General features: G+C 35.7%; 15 protein-coding genes. 8 read left to right on the top strand and 7 right to left on the bottom strand.

Features of this window, described 5'->3' with window-relative positions:
- Positions 1–7 precede the first annotated feature (7 nt).
- Positions 8–2,335, top strand: coding sequence for a beta-glucosidase BglX (bglX, locus tag BUR19_RS16390; protein WP_074236562.1), 2,328 nt, complete (start codon positions 8–10; stop codon positions 2,333–2,335).
- A 108-nt stretch (positions 2,336–2,443) separates the two neighbouring features.
- Here bglX and BUR19_RS16385 read toward each other — a convergent pair whose 3' ends face one another.
- Positions 2,444–3,802 carry a PQQ-dependent sugar dehydrogenase gene (locus BUR19_RS16385; protein ID WP_074236561.1) on the bottom strand — a complete coding sequence of 453 codons (1,359 nt, stop codon included), beginning with the start codon at positions 3,800–3,802 and terminating at the stop codon, positions 2,444–2,446.
- 224 nt (positions 3,803–4,026) lie between these two features.
- Here BUR19_RS16385 and secD point away from each other — a divergent pair, with 224 nt between their 5' ends.
- Positions 4,027–6,936, top strand: a complete 2,910-nt coding sequence (gene secD, locus BUR19_RS16380) for a protein translocase subunit SecD (RefSeq protein WP_074236560.1) — start codon at positions 4,027–4,029, stop codon at positions 6,934–6,936.
- Positions 6,937–7,206: 270 nt separating this feature from the next.
- Here the strand turns inward: secD and BUR19_RS16375 are convergent, their stop codons facing one another.
- Complete coding sequence (locus BUR19_RS16375) at positions 7,207–7,575, bottom strand: hypothetical protein (protein WP_074236559.1); 369 nt, start codon at positions 7,573–7,575, stop codon at positions 7,207–7,209.
- 146 nt (positions 7,576–7,721) lie between these two features.
- Between BUR19_RS16375 and BUR19_RS16370 the strand changes: the two genes are divergently transcribed.
- The 3 genes from BUR19_RS16370 (at position 7,722) to BUR19_RS16360 (ending at position 9,959) form a co-directional block, all read left to right on the top strand.
- Positions 7,722–8,939: a TCR/Tet family MFS transporter gene (locus BUR19_RS16370; RefSeq protein ID WP_074236558.1), complete on the top strand. Its 1,218-nt coding sequence runs from the start codon at positions 7,722–7,724 to the stop codon at positions 8,937–8,939.
- A 138-nt stretch (positions 8,940–9,077) separates the two neighbouring features.
- Positions 9,078–9,401: a Sec-independent protein translocase subunit TatA/TatB gene (locus tag BUR19_RS16365; RefSeq protein WP_074236557.1), complete on the top strand. Its 324-nt coding sequence runs from the start codon at positions 9,078–9,080 to the stop codon at positions 9,399–9,401.
- Positions 9,402–9,404: 3 nt separating this feature from the next.
- On the top strand, positions 9,405–9,959 hold the full coding sequence (locus BUR19_RS16360; RefSeq protein WP_074236556.1) for a phosphatase PAP2 family protein: 555 nt from the start codon (positions 9,405–9,407) through the stop codon (positions 9,957–9,959).
- 83 nt (positions 9,960–10,042) lie between these two features.
- On the opposite strand, the gene rlmH is transcribed toward BUR19_RS16360, so the two are convergent.
- Complete coding sequence (rlmH, locus tag BUR19_RS16355) at positions 10,043–10,516, bottom strand: 23S rRNA (pseudouridine(1915)-N(3))-methyltransferase RlmH (RefSeq protein ID WP_074236555.1); 474 nt, start codon at positions 10,514–10,516, stop codon at positions 10,043–10,045.
- Between the two features lie 30 nt (positions 10,517–10,546).
- Here rlmH and BUR19_RS16350 point away from each other — a divergent pair, with 30 nt between their 5' ends.
- The gene (locus BUR19_RS16350; RefSeq protein WP_074236554.1) at positions 10,547–11,470 is read left to right on the top strand and encodes a YihY/virulence factor BrkB family protein; all 924 of its coding nucleotides are present in this window, start codon (positions 10,547–10,549) and stop codon (positions 11,468–11,470) included.
- A gap of 197 nt (positions 11,471–11,667) precedes the next feature.
- On the opposite strand, the gene nhaA is transcribed toward BUR19_RS16350, so the two are convergent.
- Together nhaA and BUR19_RS16340 are read right to left on the bottom strand one after the other, a co-directional pair.
- Entirely contained in the window at positions 11,668–12,834 is a 1,167-nt protein-coding gene (gene nhaA / locus BUR19_RS16345; protein WP_074236553.1) for a Na+/H+ antiporter NhaA, read from the bottom strand.
- The gene (locus tag BUR19_RS16340) at positions 12,834–15,035 is read right to left on the bottom strand and encodes a RelA/SpoT family protein (protein ID WP_074237021.1); all 2,202 of its coding nucleotides are present in this window, start codon (positions 15,033–15,035) and stop codon (positions 12,834–12,836) included. The genes nhaA and BUR19_RS16340 overlap by 1 nt, the downstream gene beginning before the upstream one ends.
- Positions 15,036–15,123: 88 nt before the next feature.
- Between BUR19_RS16340 and BUR19_RS16335 the strand changes: the two genes are divergently transcribed.
- Entirely contained in the window at positions 15,124–15,567 is a 444-nt protein-coding gene (locus BUR19_RS16335; protein ID WP_074236552.1) for a VanZ family protein, read from the top strand.
- Here BUR19_RS16335 and BUR19_RS16330 read toward each other — a convergent pair.
- On the bottom strand, positions 15,548–15,979 hold the full coding sequence (locus tag BUR19_RS16330; RefSeq protein WP_074236551.1) for a GNAT family N-acetyltransferase: 432 nt from the start codon (positions 15,977–15,979) through the stop codon (positions 15,548–15,550). The two genes, BUR19_RS16335 and BUR19_RS16330, sit on opposite strands and share 20 nt — an antisense overlap.
- Positions 15,980–15,981: 2 nt before the next feature.
- Entirely contained in the window at positions 15,982–16,785 is an 804-nt protein-coding gene (proC, locus tag BUR19_RS16325) for a pyrroline-5-carboxylate reductase (protein WP_074236550.1), read from the bottom strand.
- Positions 16,786–16,907: 122 nt separating this feature from the next.
- Between proC and BUR19_RS16320 the strand changes: the two genes are divergently transcribed.
- Positions 16,908–18,923 (top strand): M13 family metallopeptidase, encoded by a 2,016-nt coding sequence (locus BUR19_RS16320; RefSeq protein WP_245799099.1) that lies wholly within the window; start codon positions 16,908–16,910, stop codon positions 18,921–18,923.
- Positions 18,924–18,957: the final 34 nt, after the last annotated feature.

Below are 18,957 nucleotides of genomic sequence, written 5' to 3'. Positions count from 1 at the left end.
ATAACATATGAAAAAGTTTGTAATCCTTGCTGCATTGGCACTTTCGCCCTATTTTTTGGCACAGGAACTTGTAACCAAACCGGTTCAGTCTTATCAAACAGAAAAATACCAGTCAAAGAAAAAAGCTTTCATCGATAATTTGATTTCCAAAATGACTTTGGATGAAAAAATTGGTCAGCTGAATTTGCCTTCATCAGGAGATTTCACAACTGGTACAGCTCAGAGTTCCGATATTGGTAAAAAAATTGAACAAGGTTTAGTCGGAGGATTATTCAATATCAAAGGTGTTGATAAAATCCGCGACGTTCAGAAAGTAGCAGTAGAGAAAAGCCGTTTGAAAATTCCAATGATTTTTGGGATGGATGTAATTCACGGTTACGAAACTTCTTTTCCAATTCCATTAGGTTTAGCTTCATCTTGGGATATTAATTTAATCCAAAGATCAGCTCAGATTGCAGCCCAGGAATCTACAGCAGACGGAATCAACTGGACGTTCTCTCCAATGACAGATATTTCCAGAGATCCGAGATGGGGTAGAGTTTCCGAAGGTTCTGGCGAAGATCCATACTTAGGCAGTGAGATTGCAAAGGCGATGGTTTTTGGTTATCAGGGAACAGATCTTTCAAAAAATAATACCATGTTGGCTTGTCTTAAACACTTCGCGCTTTACGGAGCACCGGAAGGTGGACGAGATTACAATACGGTTGATATGAGCCACGTATCAATGTTTAACAATTATTTTCCGCCATACAAAGCGGCTGTTGAAGCTGGAGTTGGTTCTGTGATGGCTTCTTTTAACGAAGTTGATGGCGTTCCTGCAACAGGAAACAAATGGTTGATGACGGATGTGCTTAGAGACCAATGGAAATTCAAAGGTTTTGTGGTAACGGATTATACAGGAATCAATGAAATGGTAGATCACGGAATGGGAGATTTGCAACAAGTTTCAGCCTTAGCTATGAACGCTGGAGTTGATATGGATATGGTTGGAGAAGGTTTCCTTAAAACTTTGAAGAAATCAATTTCTGAAGGTAAAGTTTCTGAACAAACTGTTACAGATGCAGCACGAAGAATCTTGGAAGCCAAATATGACCTTGGTCTTTTTGATGATCCTTACAAATATACAGACTCCAAAAGAGCTCAGAAAGAAGTTTTCAGTCCAAAACATTTGGAAGCAGCAAGAACTATTTCTGCAAATTCTATGGTTTTGATGAAAAATGACAAGCAGGTTCTTCCGCTTAAAAAATCAGGAACGGTTGCTGTTATTGGTCCATTGGCTGATAACTCAGTTAATATGCCAGGAACCTGGAGCGTTGCTGCAAAACACGCCAATTCCATCTCATTATTAAGAGGTCTTAAAGAAACTGTTGGCAAGGACGTAAATTTCATCTACGCAAAAGGAAGCAACATTTACGAATCTGCAACAATGGAAGAAAGAGCAACAATGTTCGGTAAAACGGCAGACAGAGACAGCCGTTCTGCTGACCAAATCAGAAAAGAAGCTGTGGAAGTTGCGAGCAAAGCAGATGTAATTGTTTTAGCAATTGGAGAAAGTGCTGAAATGAGTGGAGAATCAAGCTCCAGAACAGATATCGGAATTCCGGAAACTCAAAAAGAATTGTTGAGAGAACTTAAGAAAACCGGAAAACCAATTGTTTTAGTTCTATTTACTGGTCGTCCTTTGGTTTTAACGGAAGAATCCGAATTGGCAGACGGAATCCTGAATGTATGGTTCCCCGGAAGTATGGCTGGATACGCAGTTTCTGATGTGCTTTACGGAAAAGTGAATCCTTCGGCGAAGTTGCCGATGACTTTCCCAAGAAGTGTTGGTCAGGTTCCAATCTATTATAATGCTAAAAATACGGGTCGTCCATTAAGTGCCGAGAATACTGAGAAATGTAATTTTGATAAATTCCGTTCCAATTATCTGGACGAGTGTAACACGCCGCTTTATCCGTTTGGATATGGTTTGAGTTATTCTAAATTTGATTATTCTGATGTTTCAGTTTCGAATGCAAAACCAACTGGAAATGCAGAAATCGAAGCGACTGTAACATTGACCAATAGTGGAAAATATGACGGAGCAGAAGTGGTTCAGCTTTATATCAGAGATTTGATTGGAAGTATTACAAGACCGGTTAAAGAACTGAAAGGTTTCCAAAAAGTGTATTTGAAAGCTGGGGAAAGCAAAAAAGTAACGTTCAAAATCTCTCCGGAAGATTTGAAGTTCTATAACAGCCAATTGAAATTTGATTGGGAAGCTGGCGATTTCGATTTGATGATCGGAACCAATTCTCACGATGTGAAAACGACGAGAATCACCTGGACAAAATAAAATTTAATCCAGATTAATATTAAAAAAGCCTTTCAGAATTTATATCTGGAAGGCTTTTATTTTAATAAGTATTTTAAAGTCTACGATTCTCGAAGATTTATAAATATTTTATTCTTTAATAATTTTTGTAGTCAAAATTCTCATACCTCCTTTTTTAAGATTGAGAATATAAGTTCCTGTTTTTAACCCGGAAACATCAAATGACGTATTAATATCAGAAACCAAAGCCTGATGAACAATCTTTCCTGATAAATCAACAACTTCTGCAGAAATATTTTTCTCGTTAAGGTTTTTGATATAAATTGTATTTTTTGCAGGATTAGGTGTTACAAGAATTTGATTTTTATTAAGGTCAGAAACTGCCAGATTATTGGTTTTGATTTTAAAAATCTTTCCGTTAGATGCAGCAATGTAGAGTTGTTTGTCATTATCTTCCCCGAATGTTGTAAACATATTTCCCGAAAAAGCAGAAGTCCAGGTAATTGTTGTATTGTCAAGAATACCGATTTGGGTTGAACAATAATCGGCAAAAAGATATTTACCAATCAGGTCTGTGTAGAGATTTCCTCTATAAACATAGCCACCCGTAATAGAACATTTTCCACCGGAATGATTATATTCTGCAACTGGGAAAGTCATCGTAGAAGAATTGGCGCAACCCGAGATATTATAATTGTTGTTACCTTCATAGCATCGCCATCCGTAATTAACGGCTGGAACTGTGGCAGAAACTCTGTTGATTTCTTCAATTGCACCTTGTCCTACATCAGCAATCATAAGGTTATTAGTTGTTCTGTCAAAAGAATATTTCCAAGCATTTCTCAATCCGTAAGCCCAGATTTCATCCGCTCCATCAACGCCAACAAAGGGATTGTCGGAAGGGATATTATAAGCATTTTCAGAATTAACATCTATTCTCAATAGTTTTCCCAAAAGAGAATTTTTATTTTGCGCATTGTTGTCAGTATCGCCGGCGCCTCCGCCATCACCAGTGGAAATATATAGATAACCATCAGCGCCAAAATGGATACTTCCGCCATTGTGATTGGTATTATTTTTTGGAATGGATAACATCACTTTTTCAGTAGCCACGTCCGCTGTGTTTGGATTGCTGGAATTGGCTGTAAATCTGGAAACCGTAATTGTTCTGCCAGCTCTGTTATAATAAACATAGAAATAGCGATTGTTGACAAAGTTTGGGTGGAAAGCCAACCCTAATAAACCCATTTCACCACTGAAATTGACTCTATCAGTGATATTTAAAAAATTAGCGGTTTCAAATGTTCCGTTGGTGTTCAAAATTCTGATGGTTCCAGATTGTTGAACAACAAAAAGTCTGTTGTCATTGGTTGGCGAAGCGATAATTTCTACAGGATTGGAGGCGGTTGCAAACTCTTCCAGAGAAATTTGTTGAGATTGGACTTCCGAGGCAAAAGCGAAGGAAAGAATAAGTAAGATTTTTTTCATAACTGATTATTTTAGAATTGGTTATTTAAATTATCAAAATTAATACCTAATTTAATTATTTTTATTTAATCTTTAAAATTCGTCAATTTTTATCAGATTTTTATTAAAAAAATAAGATATATTATTTGTAAATAGCCAATGTCCGCATATTTCTCATTTTCAAATTCTTATTTCCACTATAAATCATTATATTTGCCGACTAAAATTATATATATCGTAAGAAAATGCAAGGAAAAGGACTCGTTACACTAGTTGCCATCGTTCTTGGATTGATTTGTCTCAATGAGCTTCTGCCTTCTTTCTATGCCAATAAAATAGAAAAAGAAGCAAGAGCCGTTGCAGGTGAGAATCAGGTGAAATACCAAGCCGAACTCGACAGACTTTCTAAAGACACGCTTAATTTAGGTTTTACAAAACTGGATTATGCTTCTGCTAAACAGAAAGAAATGAAACTCGGATTGGATCTTAAAGGTGGTATCAACGTATTGCTAGAGATCAACCAAAGAGATTTGGTAAACGATCTTAGTAATTATTCTACAAATGCTACTTTAATAGAAGCACTTAACAGAACCGACAAAGCTCAGAAAAACTCAAGTAAACAATACATCGAGGATTTCTTCACCCAGTTCGAAGCGGTTAACAAAGAAAAAGGAACCAACCTAAAACTTGCAGATCCTGAGATCTTCGGTAATACTAATCTTTCTGAGATTAAGTTCAACACGCCGGATGATCAGGTAAAAAATATCGTAAGAAAGAAAATAGATGCGTCTGTTGGAACAGCTTATGAAGTTCTTAGAACACGTATCGACAAAATGGGTGTTACGCAGCCAAACGTTCAGAGAGTTCCTGGAACTGGAAGAATCTTGGTGGAAATGCCTGGTATCAAAGATATCGACAGAGTTAAAAAAATGTTGGCAACTTCTGCGAAACTTCAGTTTTGGGAAGTACAGTTAATGCAGGAAGTTGTTCCTTATTTCTCTCAGTTGGATCAATTGATTAAAGCTAAAGGAGACTCTATTGGTGTTGCAAAAACTACGAATTTGATGAACTTGATTCAATTGAATTCTACACCTGGAAATGCTGTTGCCAATGTAAAATTGTCTGATACAGCAGTTGTAAATAAATTACTTAATAGTGATGCGGCTATCAAAGCAAGACCTATTAACTTGAAATACACCCAGTTTATGTGGGGTTACAAGCCTGAGAATAATACTTCTAACAGTCTTGTATTATACGCTATCCGTGGAAATATCACTCAGAAAGCACCAGTTGACGGTGCCGTAGAATCTGCAAATATCAACTATGACCAATTGGGTCGTATCGTGGTAGATATGCAGATGGATTCTCAGGGAGCTCGTGATTGGAAAACAATGACGGAAAAAAACAAAGGTAAAGTAGTTGCTGTAACTTTGGATAACAGAGTGTACACAGCGCCTTCTGTAAATGAAGTGATTCCTAACGGTAGAACTCAGATTTCCGGAAACTTTACTCAGGAAGAAGCTAAAGATTTAGTAGATGTTCTAGGTGCTGGAAAATTGCCTGCAGGTGCAAAAATTGTACAGGCAGACGTTGTAGGTCCATCTCTTGGCGCGGAGTCTATCAATGATGGTATTATGTCGTTCCTTATTGCATTTGCTATTATCATTGTTTACATCATTTTCTATTACGGTGGAGCAGGTGTGTATGCAGTTATTGCAATGACCATTAACTTGTTCTACATCTTCGGAATTATGGATTCTGTGGATGCTACTCTTACACTTCCTGGTATTGCGGGTATCGTTTTATCTATGGCGATGGCGGTAGATGCGAACGTAATTATCTATGAAAGAACCAAAGAAGAATTGTTCCTTGGAAAAGGAATTATGGAAGCTTATAAAGATGGTTTCAAACACGCGATTTCTGCGATTATTGATGGTCATGCAACGACTTTCATCACCGCTTTGATTCTTTATATCTTCGGAACTGGACCGATTAAAGGTTTTGCAGTAACATTGATGATTGGACTGGTAATGACATTGTTTACTTCGGTATTATTATCAAGAGTAATGATTTTCAGCAGACTGGAAAAAGGAAAAACGCTTTCTGTTTGGACTGCACCTACCAAAAATCTTTTCAGAAATACTTGGTTAGATTTCATCGGAAAAAGAAAATGGTCTTACATCGTATCAGGTATATTAATGGTAATCGCAATTGGATCTATCGCAATCAACGGATTCAAATATGGTATTGATTTCACAGGTGGACGTAACTTTGTAGTGAGATTCGAAAAACCGGTTGATGCAGAAAAAATTGAAGCTAGTATCGGCAAATTGATGGTAACTGCAGATGGTCAGAATAACATCGTAGAAGCTAAAACATTTGGTAACTCTTCTCAATTGAAAATCACAACCGATTATTTGATTGATGACGAGTCATTAACAGCCGACCAGACTGTAGAACAAAAAATATACGAAGGATTGAAGTCTGAATTACCAGCAGGTATGACTTTAGCAGAATTTAAGTCTGCAGATAAAGGTCACGCAGGTATTGTTTCTTCAACCAAAGTTGGACCTACAGTGGCGGATGATATCAAAACACACGGTATGTTGGCAGTAGCTGCATCACTGCTTGGTATCTTCATCTACATCTTGGTAAGATTTGACAAATGGCAGTTCTCTCTTGGAGCGGTTGCTGGTCTATTCCACGATACGGTGGTGATCTTAGGTGTTTACTCATTGTTCTACAAAGTGATGCCTTTCAATATGGAAATTAACCAAGATTTCATTGCGGCGATTTTGACGGTAATTGGTTACTCAATTAATGATACCGTAATTATCTTTGACAGAATTAGAGAATATCTTCGTGAGAAAAAAGCATTGACTTTGGCTGGATTGTTTGATGATTCAATCTCTAGTACAATCGGTCGAACGTTCAACACGTCTTTCACTACGATCTTGGTAATCTTGGCAATTTTCATCTTCGGTGGAGATAATCTGAGAGGATTTATGTTCTGTCTATTGATTGGTATTGGTTTCGGTACTTATTCATCCATCTTCATTGCATCGGCTACGGCTTATGACTTCCTGAAAGGAAAGAAGAAAGAAGATAAAGTAACAGGGAAATCTTCCATCAGCAATGCTGAAATAGTGAATTAATTTTCTTAAAATATATAATGAAAAGCTCTCAACTGATTGAGAGCTTTTTTTATGCTTTCACTCAAACTTTAAATATATTTTAAAAGGCATTTTTGTCATTCCGGAGGAATCTATGCAAAGTGAATCAACGCAATGAATTATCTGCAATGTCTAGATTCCTCCGCAATGACAAACTAAGTGTTCTACCAATAGAAATCAAAAAAAATCCTGCAGACCAAAGATCCACAAGATAGTATCAATCTGATTCAGTTATATAATATTGAATTGGCATTATTGCTTTGTAAGCGTCCAGGTACCTTGTTGATCTTTATCTTTCCAGGTTCCTTTTTTATCTTTCAAGTTACCATAAAGTGTAAAGCTCAATGTGTTAGACATCACAGGTTGTAAGGTGCCATCGTCATAGACATAGCTGGCGAGATCTACTTCTGTACGGCCTAAAGAACCTGTGATATTACCGCTTTTAGAAATTTCAATTGTCAATGTTCCTACTTGAGCGCCGCTGTAAGTCCCTACCCATTTTCCCATAAATGGCGAAGTGTGATTTTCCTGTTCTTTCTTTTCCCAATAGTTGTCCGAGATTTGGTCGCAGGAAGTGAAGGCGAGTAGTAGGGCTAGGGTTAGGGTGATTTTGATTTTCATTAGTTGGTTAAGTTTTTTAATAAAAAATTAAAGATATAGTATTTTTTTGTTCCAAAAAGAGTCCATATTTATTTTTTCTAAAAATAGTTAATTCTACGATTTTTAAATAGAATTGTAGTTTCAAAAAAATATTATCTTCGCACTCTATGAAAACAAACCAAAAATCAGCAGCTATAGGATTTATATTTATCACTTTGTTGATAGATATTACAGGTTGGGGGATCATCATCCCCGTAGTGCCGAAACTGATAGAAGAATTGATCCACGCAGACATCAGCGAGGCTGCCAAATATGGTGGATGGTTGAGTTTTGCGTATGCTTTCATACAATTCGTTTTCTCGCCTTTGGTTGGGAATCTAAGTGACAAATACGGTAGAAGACCAGTGATTTTACTTTCATTGTTTGGGTTTTCTATAGACTATATTTTTCTGGCATTGGCACCAAGTATCTGGTGGCTTTTTGTTGGCAGAATTATCGCAGGAATCACCGGAGCGAGTGTGACGACTGCGAGTGCCTACATTGCTGATATCTCTACCGACGAGGATCGTGCAAAGAATTTCGGATTGATAGGGGCGGCCTTCGGTTTAGGCTTTATCATCGGTCCTGTTTTGGGTGGTGTTTTGGGGCATTATGGTGCGAGGGTTCCGTTCTATGCGGCGGCAGTTTTGTGTATGATCAATTTTATTTACGGTTATTTTATCCTGCCTGAAAGTCTTAGCAAAGAAAACCGAAGAGAGTTCAGTTGGAAAAGAGCGAATCCGATCGGGTCTTTCAAATTCCTAAGAAAACATCCTGAAATCTCAGCTCTTACTACCGCTTTGATTTTGATTTATATTGGCGGACACGCTGTGCAAAGTAACTGGAGTTTCTACACGATGTACAGATTTAGCTGGGACGAAAGAATGGTGGGAATCTCGCTGGGCGTTGTAGGTCTTTTAGTTGGATTGGTGCAAGGTGTGCTGATCCGATGGATCAATCCTAAAATTGGTGACCAGAAAAGTATCTTTTATGGACTGATGCTGTATGCTGCGGGAATGCTTCTTTATGCCTTTGCAACGGAAGGCTGGATGATGTTGGTTTTCACAATTCCGTATTGTTTAGGTGGGATCTGTGGTCCTGCGTTGCAGTCAATCATTACCAAGAATATTCCGTCCAACGAGCAAGGTGAATTACAAGGAGCACTGACGAGTCTAATGAGTGCAACTTCTATCATCGGTCCGCCCTTGATGACGAATTTATTTTATTATTTCACACACAAAGATGCACCGTTTTTGTTTCCGGGAGCGCCATTTTTCTTGGCATTCTTGCTATTTGCGGTAAGTATCTATTTTGTTTATATCAGTTTTAAAGGGAAGAAATCCTAAAGGTCTCTCGCTGATTGCACAAATTCAGCAGATCATTAAAGTCAAACTCAAGTGTTGTACAGGATAATTTTCTCTTTTGTGATAAAATTATGATAAATAGTTGTGTGTTAGAAAAATAAACTTTCTTAATTTTGTCAAATGGAATTGAGTATTGGAGAAATGCTGATGATTGCTCTGGCAATTGTTGTTTTGTTCGGACCAGATAAATTACCCGAGATTGCGAGAGGTCTTGGTGAAGGTGTCCGTAAAATGCGCGGCGCGGTAGATGATATCAAAACCGAGATTATGAAAGAGGCTGATAATCCGCTTTCTGAAATCAAAAAAGAGATTGAAAATGTGAAGAAATCTGCACAGGAATTCAATCCTTTGGAAGATAAAAAAAGTGTTGATTTCCAAAACACAGTCGCTGAAAAAATTGACCTTTCCGAAGACGATTCTCACGAAGGTCCCGTAAGCCGATAATCTATGAACGAACTCATTTCTCTCGACCAACAATTACTTGTGTTTCTCAATGGATTGGGAAGTTCTACATTCGACCCGTTTTGGCTTTTAGTTACAGGGAAATGGTTTTGGATTCCGTTTTATGTGATTTTACTTTACCTTGTTTATAAAGCAGTTCCTCGTAAGAAATTGATTTTCGTATTGATTTTTATCGCTATTGGTATTACTATTTCTGATCAATTGGCTAGTGTTTTCAAGCACGGCGTCGAAAGATTGCGACCTTGTCAAGATCCTATGGTTCTGGAAAAAATGAGATTCGTGATTTGCGGTGGGAAATATGGTTTCTATTCTGCACACGCATCCAGTGTATTTTTCCTGTTTAGCTTTCTGTCTATTTTGATTGGCAAACAATATAAATATCTGACATTTATTTTGTTGTTTTGGGCGATTTTGGTCTCTTATAGCAGGATTTATGTTGGCGTTCATTACCCGATGGATGTAGCTTTTGGTGCGGGAGTTGGCTTTTTGCTCGGCGGTTTTTTAGCGAATCTTACCAAGAAAGTTATTAATAAGAATTAAGAAATTAGAAATTAGAAATTAGAAATTAGAAATTAATTTTGCTAACATCTAACATCTAACATCTAACATCTAACATCTAACATCTAATCATTATGATAAGGTTTTCCTTGCAAAATCGTAGCTGCTCGATAAATCTGTTCTACAAAAAACAAGCGAATCATTTGATGTGTAAAAGTCATTTTGGATAAAGAGATTTTCTCATTAGAACGCTGATAGATTTCCTCCGAAAAACCATAAGCACCGCCAATCAGGATATTAACTTTTTTCACGGAACTTCCCATCCAAAAATCAATCTTTTCAGAAAATTCCCGACTTGTGAATTGTTTTCCTTTTTCGTCCAGAAGAATGACCAAATCAGAAGAGTCAATTTGGTTTTGGAATAATTTAGCTTCCTCTTTTTTCAGTTGATCAGGACTCAGGTTTTTAGCATTTTTCACATCCGGAATTTCCACTAATTCAAAGTTCCAATGTTTCGGGATTCTGGGCAGATAATATTTGATAAGAGAGATAATTTCTTTATCATCCGTTTTCCCGATGCAGAGTAAATTAATACGCATTTAGTATATTTGTGGTGCAAAGATAAATGAATGGTAAAAAAATTACAGCGTTTTTTTCTCAAAATCAAGAACTTTTTCGATGGGATCCATATTCCTGTTTTAGGAATTTCTCTTTGGAAAATGTTGACGATTTACACAGATGCGATTTTCAAAAATCCCTTGGGAAGACAAGCTGCCAGTATTTCCTGGAATTTTTTCCTCAGTCTTTTCCCAATGATTCTTTTCTTTTTGTCTGTGTTGCCATTTATGCCGCATTACGACAAGCTTCAGTTTTATATTTTTGAGGTTTTGATGCCACGGGTTTTCCCTTCTCATATGCAGAGTGATGTGACAGGTTACATTCAGGAGAACATCATCCCGAATATGAAATCCATTAGTAATTTGACGATTTTATTGTCTTTCGTTTTTGCTACGAACGGCTGTTTTACTTTAATTGGAGGATTCAACAGAAATACAGAATTGCAGCGTGGTTTTGTAAAAGAATATGCTTTGGCGATGTTGGTTACGATTTGTTTTCTGACATTAGTCTGTCTTTCAATTTTCGGAATCTACTACAGCGAGGTTGTTCTGAAGCTTTACACGCCAACTTATGATATCGGTTGGTTTACTAAAAACTTAACCAAGATTATCGGATTTATATCTTTTCCGTTATTTTATTTTATTCTGCTCACACTTTTTTATTGGGTTGGATGTCTTAAAATTACAAGATTAAGAGAAGCTGTTCCAGGCGCTATTTTAACAACATTCCTTTTTGTGTTATTGACCTATTTCTTCGCTATTTATGTATCGAATATTGCAAAATATAATGTTCTTTACGGCTCCATTGGTTCCATTATTTTGGTAATGGTTTGGGTAAATGTCAACGTGTTTCTTGTCTTGATGGGTAATGAGCTTAATCTCGCTATCAAAAAAGTTAAATTAGAAAAATTGGTTCGGGAAGAAATGTATTTGTAATCCGTTTATTGAATTGGATATTTAATTATATTTACAATAAGTAATTTACTAACACCAAAATACATAACAATGGCAAAAGGTCAAGACGCAAAAAAAGCAGTGAAAAAAGAACCGCTAAAAACGGCAAAAGAAAAGAAAGAAGCTAAAAGAGAAAAGAAAAGTGCTTCTAAAAAAGATTAAAAACTACAATCTCTCAATTAATCATTGAGAGATTTTTTATTGAGTTTCAATATAAAATATCCTGTAACTCCAGACAAAACCGAAGCAATCAAAATACTGATTTTGGAAATATCCTGAATTTCAATTTCATTTGGGAATGCTAAAAGCGAGACAAAAATCGACATTGTAAAACCGATTCCGGCTAAGAATCCAACACCAATCATTTCTTTCCAGGCAGAAAAAGCGGGAAGTTTTGCCCATTTTAATTTGATAGCTAAAAAAGAAAATAAGTTGATACCCAAAACCTTTCCGATAAACAAACCTCCGATAATTCCCAGACTTAAAGGATTGATGAAACCTTCAAATATTTCTTTCTGAAAAGTAATATTCGTATTAGCCAAGGCAAACAATGGCATTATAACAAAACTTACAGGAATGTGAAGCTTTTGCTCCAGTTTTTCTAATGGAGAAATCTCAGTTTCAGAAATATTAGTTGGAATCGTAAATGCCAGAATAACACCTGCAATTGTTGCGTGAATCCCGGAATGATGCATAAAATACCAAAGCAATAATCCCGGAATGATGTAAAAGAAAATTCTAGTTACTCCACTTTTATTTAGAATAATCAGTAAGGCAGTAATGCTACCGCAAATCCCTAGAGAAATCCAATCAATAGAATCTGTATAAAACAATGCGATTACGATAATGGCTCCTAAATCATCTACAATCGCCAATGCACTCAGAAAAATTTTCAAAGAATTGGGAACGCTCTTTCCCAGCAGAGAAATGATCGCTAGGGAAAATGCAATGTCGGTAGCCATGGGAATTGCCCAACCGTTTTTGTAATCTGTATCATGATTAAAACTGAAATAAATAATTGCCGGAATCAACATTCCGCCAAGTGCAGCGAAAATGGGAAGACTTGCTTTTTTGATGTCAGATAATTCGCCTTCCAGCAACTCTCTTTTGATTTCCAAACCAACCAAAAGAAAGAAAATAGCCATCAAGCCATCATTAACCCAAACAGAAACCGAATAATTCAGATGAAATATTTCTGTCCCAATTTTGGTGTCCAAAAGATTCTGAAAACTTCCCGAAAGCGAACTGTTAGCTATTAACAAAGAAATCAGAACAAAAACAATCAGGAAGATACCTGAACTTTTGCTATTATGAAAAAATTGTTGAAAGTATTTGGTTAAAATCATTAAACACGCTTCACTTTAGAAACACCTTTGATACCTTTCAGTTGTTTGAAAGTCTCTTCCAGTTGGCTTTTGTTCTTCACTTCCAGGTTGATATTTCCGGTGAAAATACCGTCGTTGGACGAGATACTCAAACTCTTCATATCCATATTCATAGAGCCGCTGATAACCGCCGTGATATCGTTAATCATTCCCATTCTGTCCAAACCTTCGATCTCAATTTTAATTCTGTTTTTGAAGCTTTCTGCATTCACCCATTTCGCTTGGAGAACACGATAATCGTAATTAGCCCTCAGGTTAATGGCGTTTGGACAACTTTCACTATGAACTTTGATTCCGTCTGAAATAGTAATAAACCCAAAAATCTTATCCCCAGGAATCACCGTACAACATTTGGCGAAAGAATAATTCAGTTTTTCTTCATCTTTCCCAAAGACAATCATATCCAGATTAGAATCAACTTTTTCTACAAATTGTTCTTTGTTAGAAGTCTTTCTGAAACGTTGGAACAAATTGCTAAGGATACTTTTTCCGTCTGCATATTTCTTGATATCGCCGATATCAAAAGTTCCGTTTTGGAAGCCTAAGAATAAGTCCTGAGACGTTTTAAGATTCAGATGTTTTTGTAAACCATTGATTTCCTCTTCATTGAAATTCAGTTTGGCATGACGCATTTTTCTTTGCAGAATCTCTTTTCCTTCAGCCGTATGTTGATTTTTTTCTGAATTAAGGATATTCTTAATCTTCGATTTGGCTTTAGAAGTTACAACAAACTCCAGCCAGTCTGCTTTCGGCTTTTGGTTTTGAGAAGAAAGAATATCGATCTGATCGCCATTTTGAAGAACATAACTGATTGGAACTAATTTTCCGTTAATCTTCGCACCAAGACATTTTGTTCCCAAATCTGAGTGAACGGAAAATGCAAAATCCAAAGCTGTTGCGCCAGTGGGAAGAATCTTAATTTCTCCTTTTGGTGTGAAAACAAAAACTTCTTTAGAATAGAGATTTAATTTAATATTATCAAGAAGTTCGGATGTGGAAAGGTTTTGCTGTTGTTCCAAAACATCACGAATCTCAGAAACCCAATTTTCGAATCGTTGGTCATCTGTGTTTTTTCTGTAGCCTTCTTTGTATTTGTAGTGGGCTGCAACACCTTTTTCAGCGATTTCGTTCATTCTTTCCGAACGGATTTGAACTTCGATCCATTTCTTATCCGGACCCATTACTGTAAGATGGAGACTTTCGTAACCTGTTGATCTCGGTTGAGAAATCCAGTCACGCATTCGCGAAGGATTACTTTGGTAAAGGTCTGTTACGATAGAATAGATTTTCCAAGCCAAAAATTTCTCATTTCTAGGATCGGATTTGTAAATAATTCTGATGGCATAATTATCATAAACTTCCTCAAATGTCACATTCTGCTTCTGCATTTTACGATAAATAGAGCTAATGGCTTTCGCTCTTCCTTTGATTGTAAAATTCAGATTTTCTTCTTTCAGTTGTTCGGAAACTTCTTTGGTGAACTCTTCTACATATTTTTCACGGCCTTCCTTTGCCGTTTCCAATTTGGCAAGAATCTCATTATAAACGTCTGGATTATTGTATTTTAAAGACAAGTCTTCCAACTCAGATTTGATGGAATAAAGCCCAAATCTGTGAGCCAAAGGCGCATAAATATAAGACGTTTCTGCAGCAATCTTTTTCTGTTTGATAGGATGCATACTTTCCAGCGTTCTCATATTGTGCAATCTATCTGCAATTTTGATGAGAATCACACGGAAATCTTCCGAAAGCGTCAATAATAATTTTCTGTAATTTTCTGATTGAACAGAGATATTCTGCTGGTTCATTACAGAAATTTTAGTCAAACCATTAACGATGTCCGCAATAGTTTCTCCGAAGATTTTTTTCAAATCTTCATAAGTATATTCAGAATCCTCAATGACATCGTGAAGCAATGCACAGGCGATACTGGTTGCTCCCAAACCAACTTCATTAGCAACAATTTTAGCCACTTCTATCGGATGGTAGATATAAGGTTCGCCCGTTTTTCTCCGCTGATCTTTGTGCGCATCCAAAGCTAAATCAAATGCCTTTCTGATAAGCTTGTTGTTTTCCTCATCCAACGTTCGGTAGGTGTTGGAAATGAGGTCTTTATATCGAGCAAGGATTTCCTTGTTTTCTTTCTCTAAGTCGTAGTTCATCATAGAATGTTAACTATAACGAATATAAGAAAATTAATACAAATTATCAAGCTATCTTTGCTGTGGTTTTTTATAAAAGGTTGATTTTATGAAGGAAAAATATCAACAGATATTTATAACATTTTACAGATATTTGATTCCGTTTTATACTGTTTTTTTGCTGTATCTGATGTTTTTCGGATTTGGAAGAAGTCAATACGATATTAATATTGTAAGATTGTTGCCGATGATTTCGACCTTTAATTTTGTCAAAGAAACCATTATTTGGAAAACGATTATCATCAATGTTTTTGGAAATGTTTTGATGTTCACGCCTTTTGGTTTTCTCGGAATTGTCTTACCCAAACTTAATAATTTCCGACTATTGATTTTTGATTTTCTCTTTGCAATTATTCTTGTAGAAAGTCTTCAATACTTCACAAGATTAGGTGTTTTCGATATCGATGATGTGATTCTTAATACAGTTGGTGTTGCAATCGGATTTTGGATGTATCGATGGTTGAATAAAAAGTTTATTGGTAAGGATTTTTAGTATGAACTTCCATCCATTTTGCCGGATCTTTAATATTATTCCATCCAAATTTTTTATAAAGTTCGTGCGCGTCAGCAGTTAAAAGAATCCATCTTCTCGAGCCTTGTAATTCCGGATGAGTCATAATGTTTTCCATTAATAATTTTGACAAACCTAACCCACGAAATTCATCCAAAATAAACACATCGCCCAAATAAACAATCGTCGTAAAATCTGTAATCACTTTTGCAAATCCGACCTGTTTATCATTATAAAAAACACCAAAACAGAAAGAATTGGCGACAGATTTTTCAACAATTTCTTTGGGAATACCTTTTGCCCAATAGGATTCTTCGGATAAATATTGGTGAATGGTTTCTATGTCCATTTTGGATTTATCAGTAGAAATGTAAAAGTCTTGTTGGTTATACATTGTTATGAATTTAATTCTTTAGCTCTGTTTTCGGCTGCTAAAATTCCTTTTTGTAAGATAGATTTTAATTGATTTTCTTCGAAAGTTTTAAGTGCAGCTTCAGTAGTTCCGCCCTTGGATGCAACATCTTTTATCAACTCTTCCAAAGATTTATCTGAATTATTGATAAGATGATAAGCGCCCAACATCGTCTGTTTTACAAACAATTTTGAAAGATTCTCATCGATGCCCATTTCTGTTCCTGCTTTTATCATCGCATCAATAATGTAGTAGAAGTATGCTGGTCCGCTCCCAGAAAGTGCAGTTACGCCATCCAAAAGTTTTTCGTCTTCTAAATAAACAGAACGTCCGGTGGAATTCAATAATCGTTCGATATTCATCAATTCTGAGAAGGAAATTCCTTCTGCGGCTGTATAACCTGTGATTCCCATTCCGAGAAGAGTAGGAGAGTTAGGCATTGCACGAACAACAAATTTGTGATTCAAATAGTTCTGGATTTTCTCAATAGAAATCCCAGCCATTATCGATAAAACCAAAGATTTTTCTGGAATTTTGAAAGTTAGGTTTTCTGCAACGAAAGCAAAATCCTGAGGTTTCACAGCAATGATAATTAGGTCTGCTTCCAGATTTTGAATTTCATCAAAAGAAGAAATCTCCGAATCAGGGAAAACCGATTTTATCTTCTCTTTTTTATTTTGACTTCTCGTGATGAGACGTAGATTTTGCGGTTTTATCAATTCATATTTCAAAAAGGATTTTGAAAATGACAAACCCATATTTCCTGCTCCTAAAACTGCAATTTTCATTGGTTAGAAATAATTTTCTGATTGTTTTCTAAGCAATTTAAGCATTTTCTTTGGAATGATTAATATTTTATATTTACAACATAAAATTAATATGAAAACTTGCAATGTACTTTATTAAAAAAATGATTTTTGCTACGGCAATTGCGACAGTACTATACAATTGTAGTAAAAAAGAACAAACATTTGTAGATCCACTTGAAATTAATCGTGATACTTTAGTAGATCCATCTCAGGATTTCTTTCATTACGCAAACGGAGGTTGGTTTAAAAAAAATCCTATTCCTGCTTCGGAAGAAAGTAATGGTATTTTCCGAATGATTCAGGATACTATCAATAATCAGATTAGAAATATTTGTGAAAGATCCGCTAAAGAAGAATCAGTGAAGGGAAGCAATAAACAAAAAATTGGTGATTTTTATGCTTCTGGTATGGATTCTATTGCTATCGATAAAGCTGGTATTTTACCAATTAAATCAGAGCTTACCAAAATAAATTCTATTAATGATATTCCATCTCTGTTAAAAACTATTGGATATTTGCATACAATTGGTTGTGATCCTGGGTTTAGCTTTTATGTAGCCCAAGATGACAAAAACAGTTCCAAAAATGCGTTGAAATTGTTACAAGGAGGTCTTGGCTTGGGAGAACGTGACTATTACTTTAATAATGATGAAGAAACCAAAAAAATTCGATCAGAATATGCAAAGCACATACAGCTAATGCTGAAGTTTCTGGGAGAAAAACCAGATAATATTGAAACACAAACTTCATCAATCCTAAAGTTGGAAACTGAATTGGCTAAGTTTTCTAGAAAAATAGAAGCATTGCGCAATCCTATTAAAAATTATAATAAAATGAGTGTAGCGCAATTGAATGCTACTACACCTAATATTGAATGGAATGAAATGTTAAATAATCTGAGTATAATTAAAGTTGATTCAGTAATTGTTGGACAACCAGAATTTTATAAAGCTTTTAATACTACAGTTAAATCTTTTTCACTGAACGATTGGAAAAATTATCTAAAATGGAATCTGATAAATTCTTATGCATCTTACCTAAGTAAAGATATCAATGAACAAAATTTTAAGTTTTATAGTACAGTCTTGAATGGAATCAAAGTTCAAAAACCGAGATGGAAACGTATTGTTCAGCAAACAGATTCTTCTCTTGGCGAACTGATTGGACAAGTATATGTTGAAGAGTACTTGCCAAAAGGAACAAAAGAAAAATTATTAGAGATAGGAAATAACATTCGTAGTGTTTATGCTGAACATATCAAAAAACTTGATTGGATGAGCAATGTAACGAAACAAAAAGCTTTGTACAAATTAAGCAAAATTGTTATGAAAGTTGGTTATCCAGATAAATGGAAAGATATGAGTTCTGTAGTTATTGACAAAAATTCTTATTGTAAGAATGTAATGAATATCAACAAGTGGGAATATAACTATTATATTAGTAAATTAGGAAAACCAGTTGATAGACAAGAATGGATGATGTATCCTCAAACTTACAACGCCTATTATAATCCAAGTAATAATGAAATTTGTGTTCCTGCTTGTAACATTATTGTTCCGGGATTTGAAGGAAGAATGCCTGATGATGCTGTCCTGTATGGAATTATAGGAGGTTCTACTTTTGGACACGAAATAACACACGGATTTGACGATCAAGGAAGTCAATATGATGAAAATGGAAATCTAAATAATTGGTGGACAGCCGAAGATCTGGAAAAATTTAAAGCAAAAACGGTTTTGATTGTCAATCAATTTAATAAGTATAAAATTGAAAATAAAAATATAAACGGAGATGCTACACAAGGAGAAAATATTGCTGATCTTGGAGGTGTGGTAATGGGATTTGAAGCGTTTAAAAAAACTAATCAATACAAAACCAATCAATCTATTGGAGGTTTGACTCCTGACAAAAGATATTTTTTAGCTTATGGATATGCTTGGATGGTCAACCATCAGAAAGAAGCGCTTATGAGAAGAATTATGGTAGATGTTCATTCTCCAGCCCAATACAGAGTTAATGGAGCTTTATCTAATATTCCGGATTTCTACAAAGCGTTCAATATATTACCAGGAAGTCCAATGTATCAGCCTGCTGATCTGAGGGTAATGATTTGGTAACAATAAAAAAAACTATCTAAAATGGATAGTTTTT

Source organism: Epilithonimonas zeae (assembly GCF_900141765.1).
GTDB lineage: Bacteria > Bacteroidota > Bacteroidia > Flavobacteriales > Weeksellaceae > Epilithonimonas > Epilithonimonas zeae.
The sequence above is the reverse complement of the archived record's forward strand: the minus strand, read 5'-3'. Positions and strand labels throughout refer to the sequence as shown.

What these genes read in the sequence shown, in the direction of transcription:
- bglX (WP_074236562.1), top strand. Translation starts at nt 8, where the DNA reads ATGAAAAAGTTTGTAATCCTTGCTGCATTGGCACTTTCGCCCTATTTT.
- BUR19_RS16385 (WP_074236561.1), bottom strand. Translation starts at nt 3,802, where the DNA reads ATGAAAAAAATCTTACTTATTCTTTCCTTCGCTTTTGCCTCGGAAGTC.
- secD (WP_074236560.1), top strand. Translation starts at nt 4,027, where the DNA reads ATGCAAGGAAAAGGACTCGTTACACTAGTTGCCATCGTTCTTGGATTG.
- BUR19_RS16375 (WP_074236559.1), bottom strand. Translation starts at nt 7,575, where the DNA reads ATGAAAATCAAAATCACCCTAACCCTAGCCCTACTACTCGCCTTCACT.
- BUR19_RS16370 (WP_074236558.1), top strand. Translation starts at nt 7,722, where the DNA reads ATGAAAACAAACCAAAAATCAGCAGCTATAGGATTTATATTTATCACT.
- BUR19_RS16365 (WP_074236557.1), top strand. Translation starts at nt 9,078, where the DNA reads ATGGAATTGAGTATTGGAGAAATGCTGATGATTGCTCTGGCAATTGTT.
- BUR19_RS16360 (WP_074236556.1), top strand. Translation starts at nt 9,405, where the DNA reads ATGAACGAACTCATTTCTCTCGACCAACAATTACTTGTGTTTCTCAAT.
- rlmH (WP_074236555.1), bottom strand. Translation starts at nt 10,516, where the DNA reads ATGCGTATTAATTTACTCTGCATCGGGAAAACGGATGATAAAGAAATT.
- BUR19_RS16350 (WP_074236554.1), top strand. Translation starts at nt 10,547, where the DNA reads ATGGTAAAAAAATTACAGCGTTTTTTTCTCAAAATCAAGAACTTTTTC.
- nhaA (WP_074236553.1), bottom strand. Translation starts at nt 12,834, where the DNA reads ATGATTTTAACCAAATACTTTCAACAATTTTTTCATAATAGCAAAAGT.
- BUR19_RS16340 (WP_074237021.1), bottom strand. Translation starts at nt 15,035, where the DNA reads ATGAACTACGACTTAGAGAAAGAAAACAAGGAAATCCTTGCTCGATAT.
- BUR19_RS16335 (WP_074236552.1), top strand. Translation starts at nt 15,124, where the DNA reads ATGAAGGAAAAATATCAACAGATATTTATAACATTTTACAGATATTTG.
- BUR19_RS16330 (WP_074236551.1), bottom strand. Translation starts at nt 15,979, where the DNA reads ATGTATAACCAACAAGACTTTTACATTTCTACTGATAAATCCAAAATG.
- proC (WP_074236550.1), bottom strand. Translation starts at nt 16,785, where the DNA reads ATGAAAATTGCAGTTTTAGGAGCAGGAAATATGGGTTTGTCATTTTCA.
- BUR19_RS16320 (WP_245799099.1), top strand. Translation starts at nt 16,908, where the DNA reads ATGATTTTTGCTACGGCAATTGCGACAGTACTATACAATTGTAGTAAA.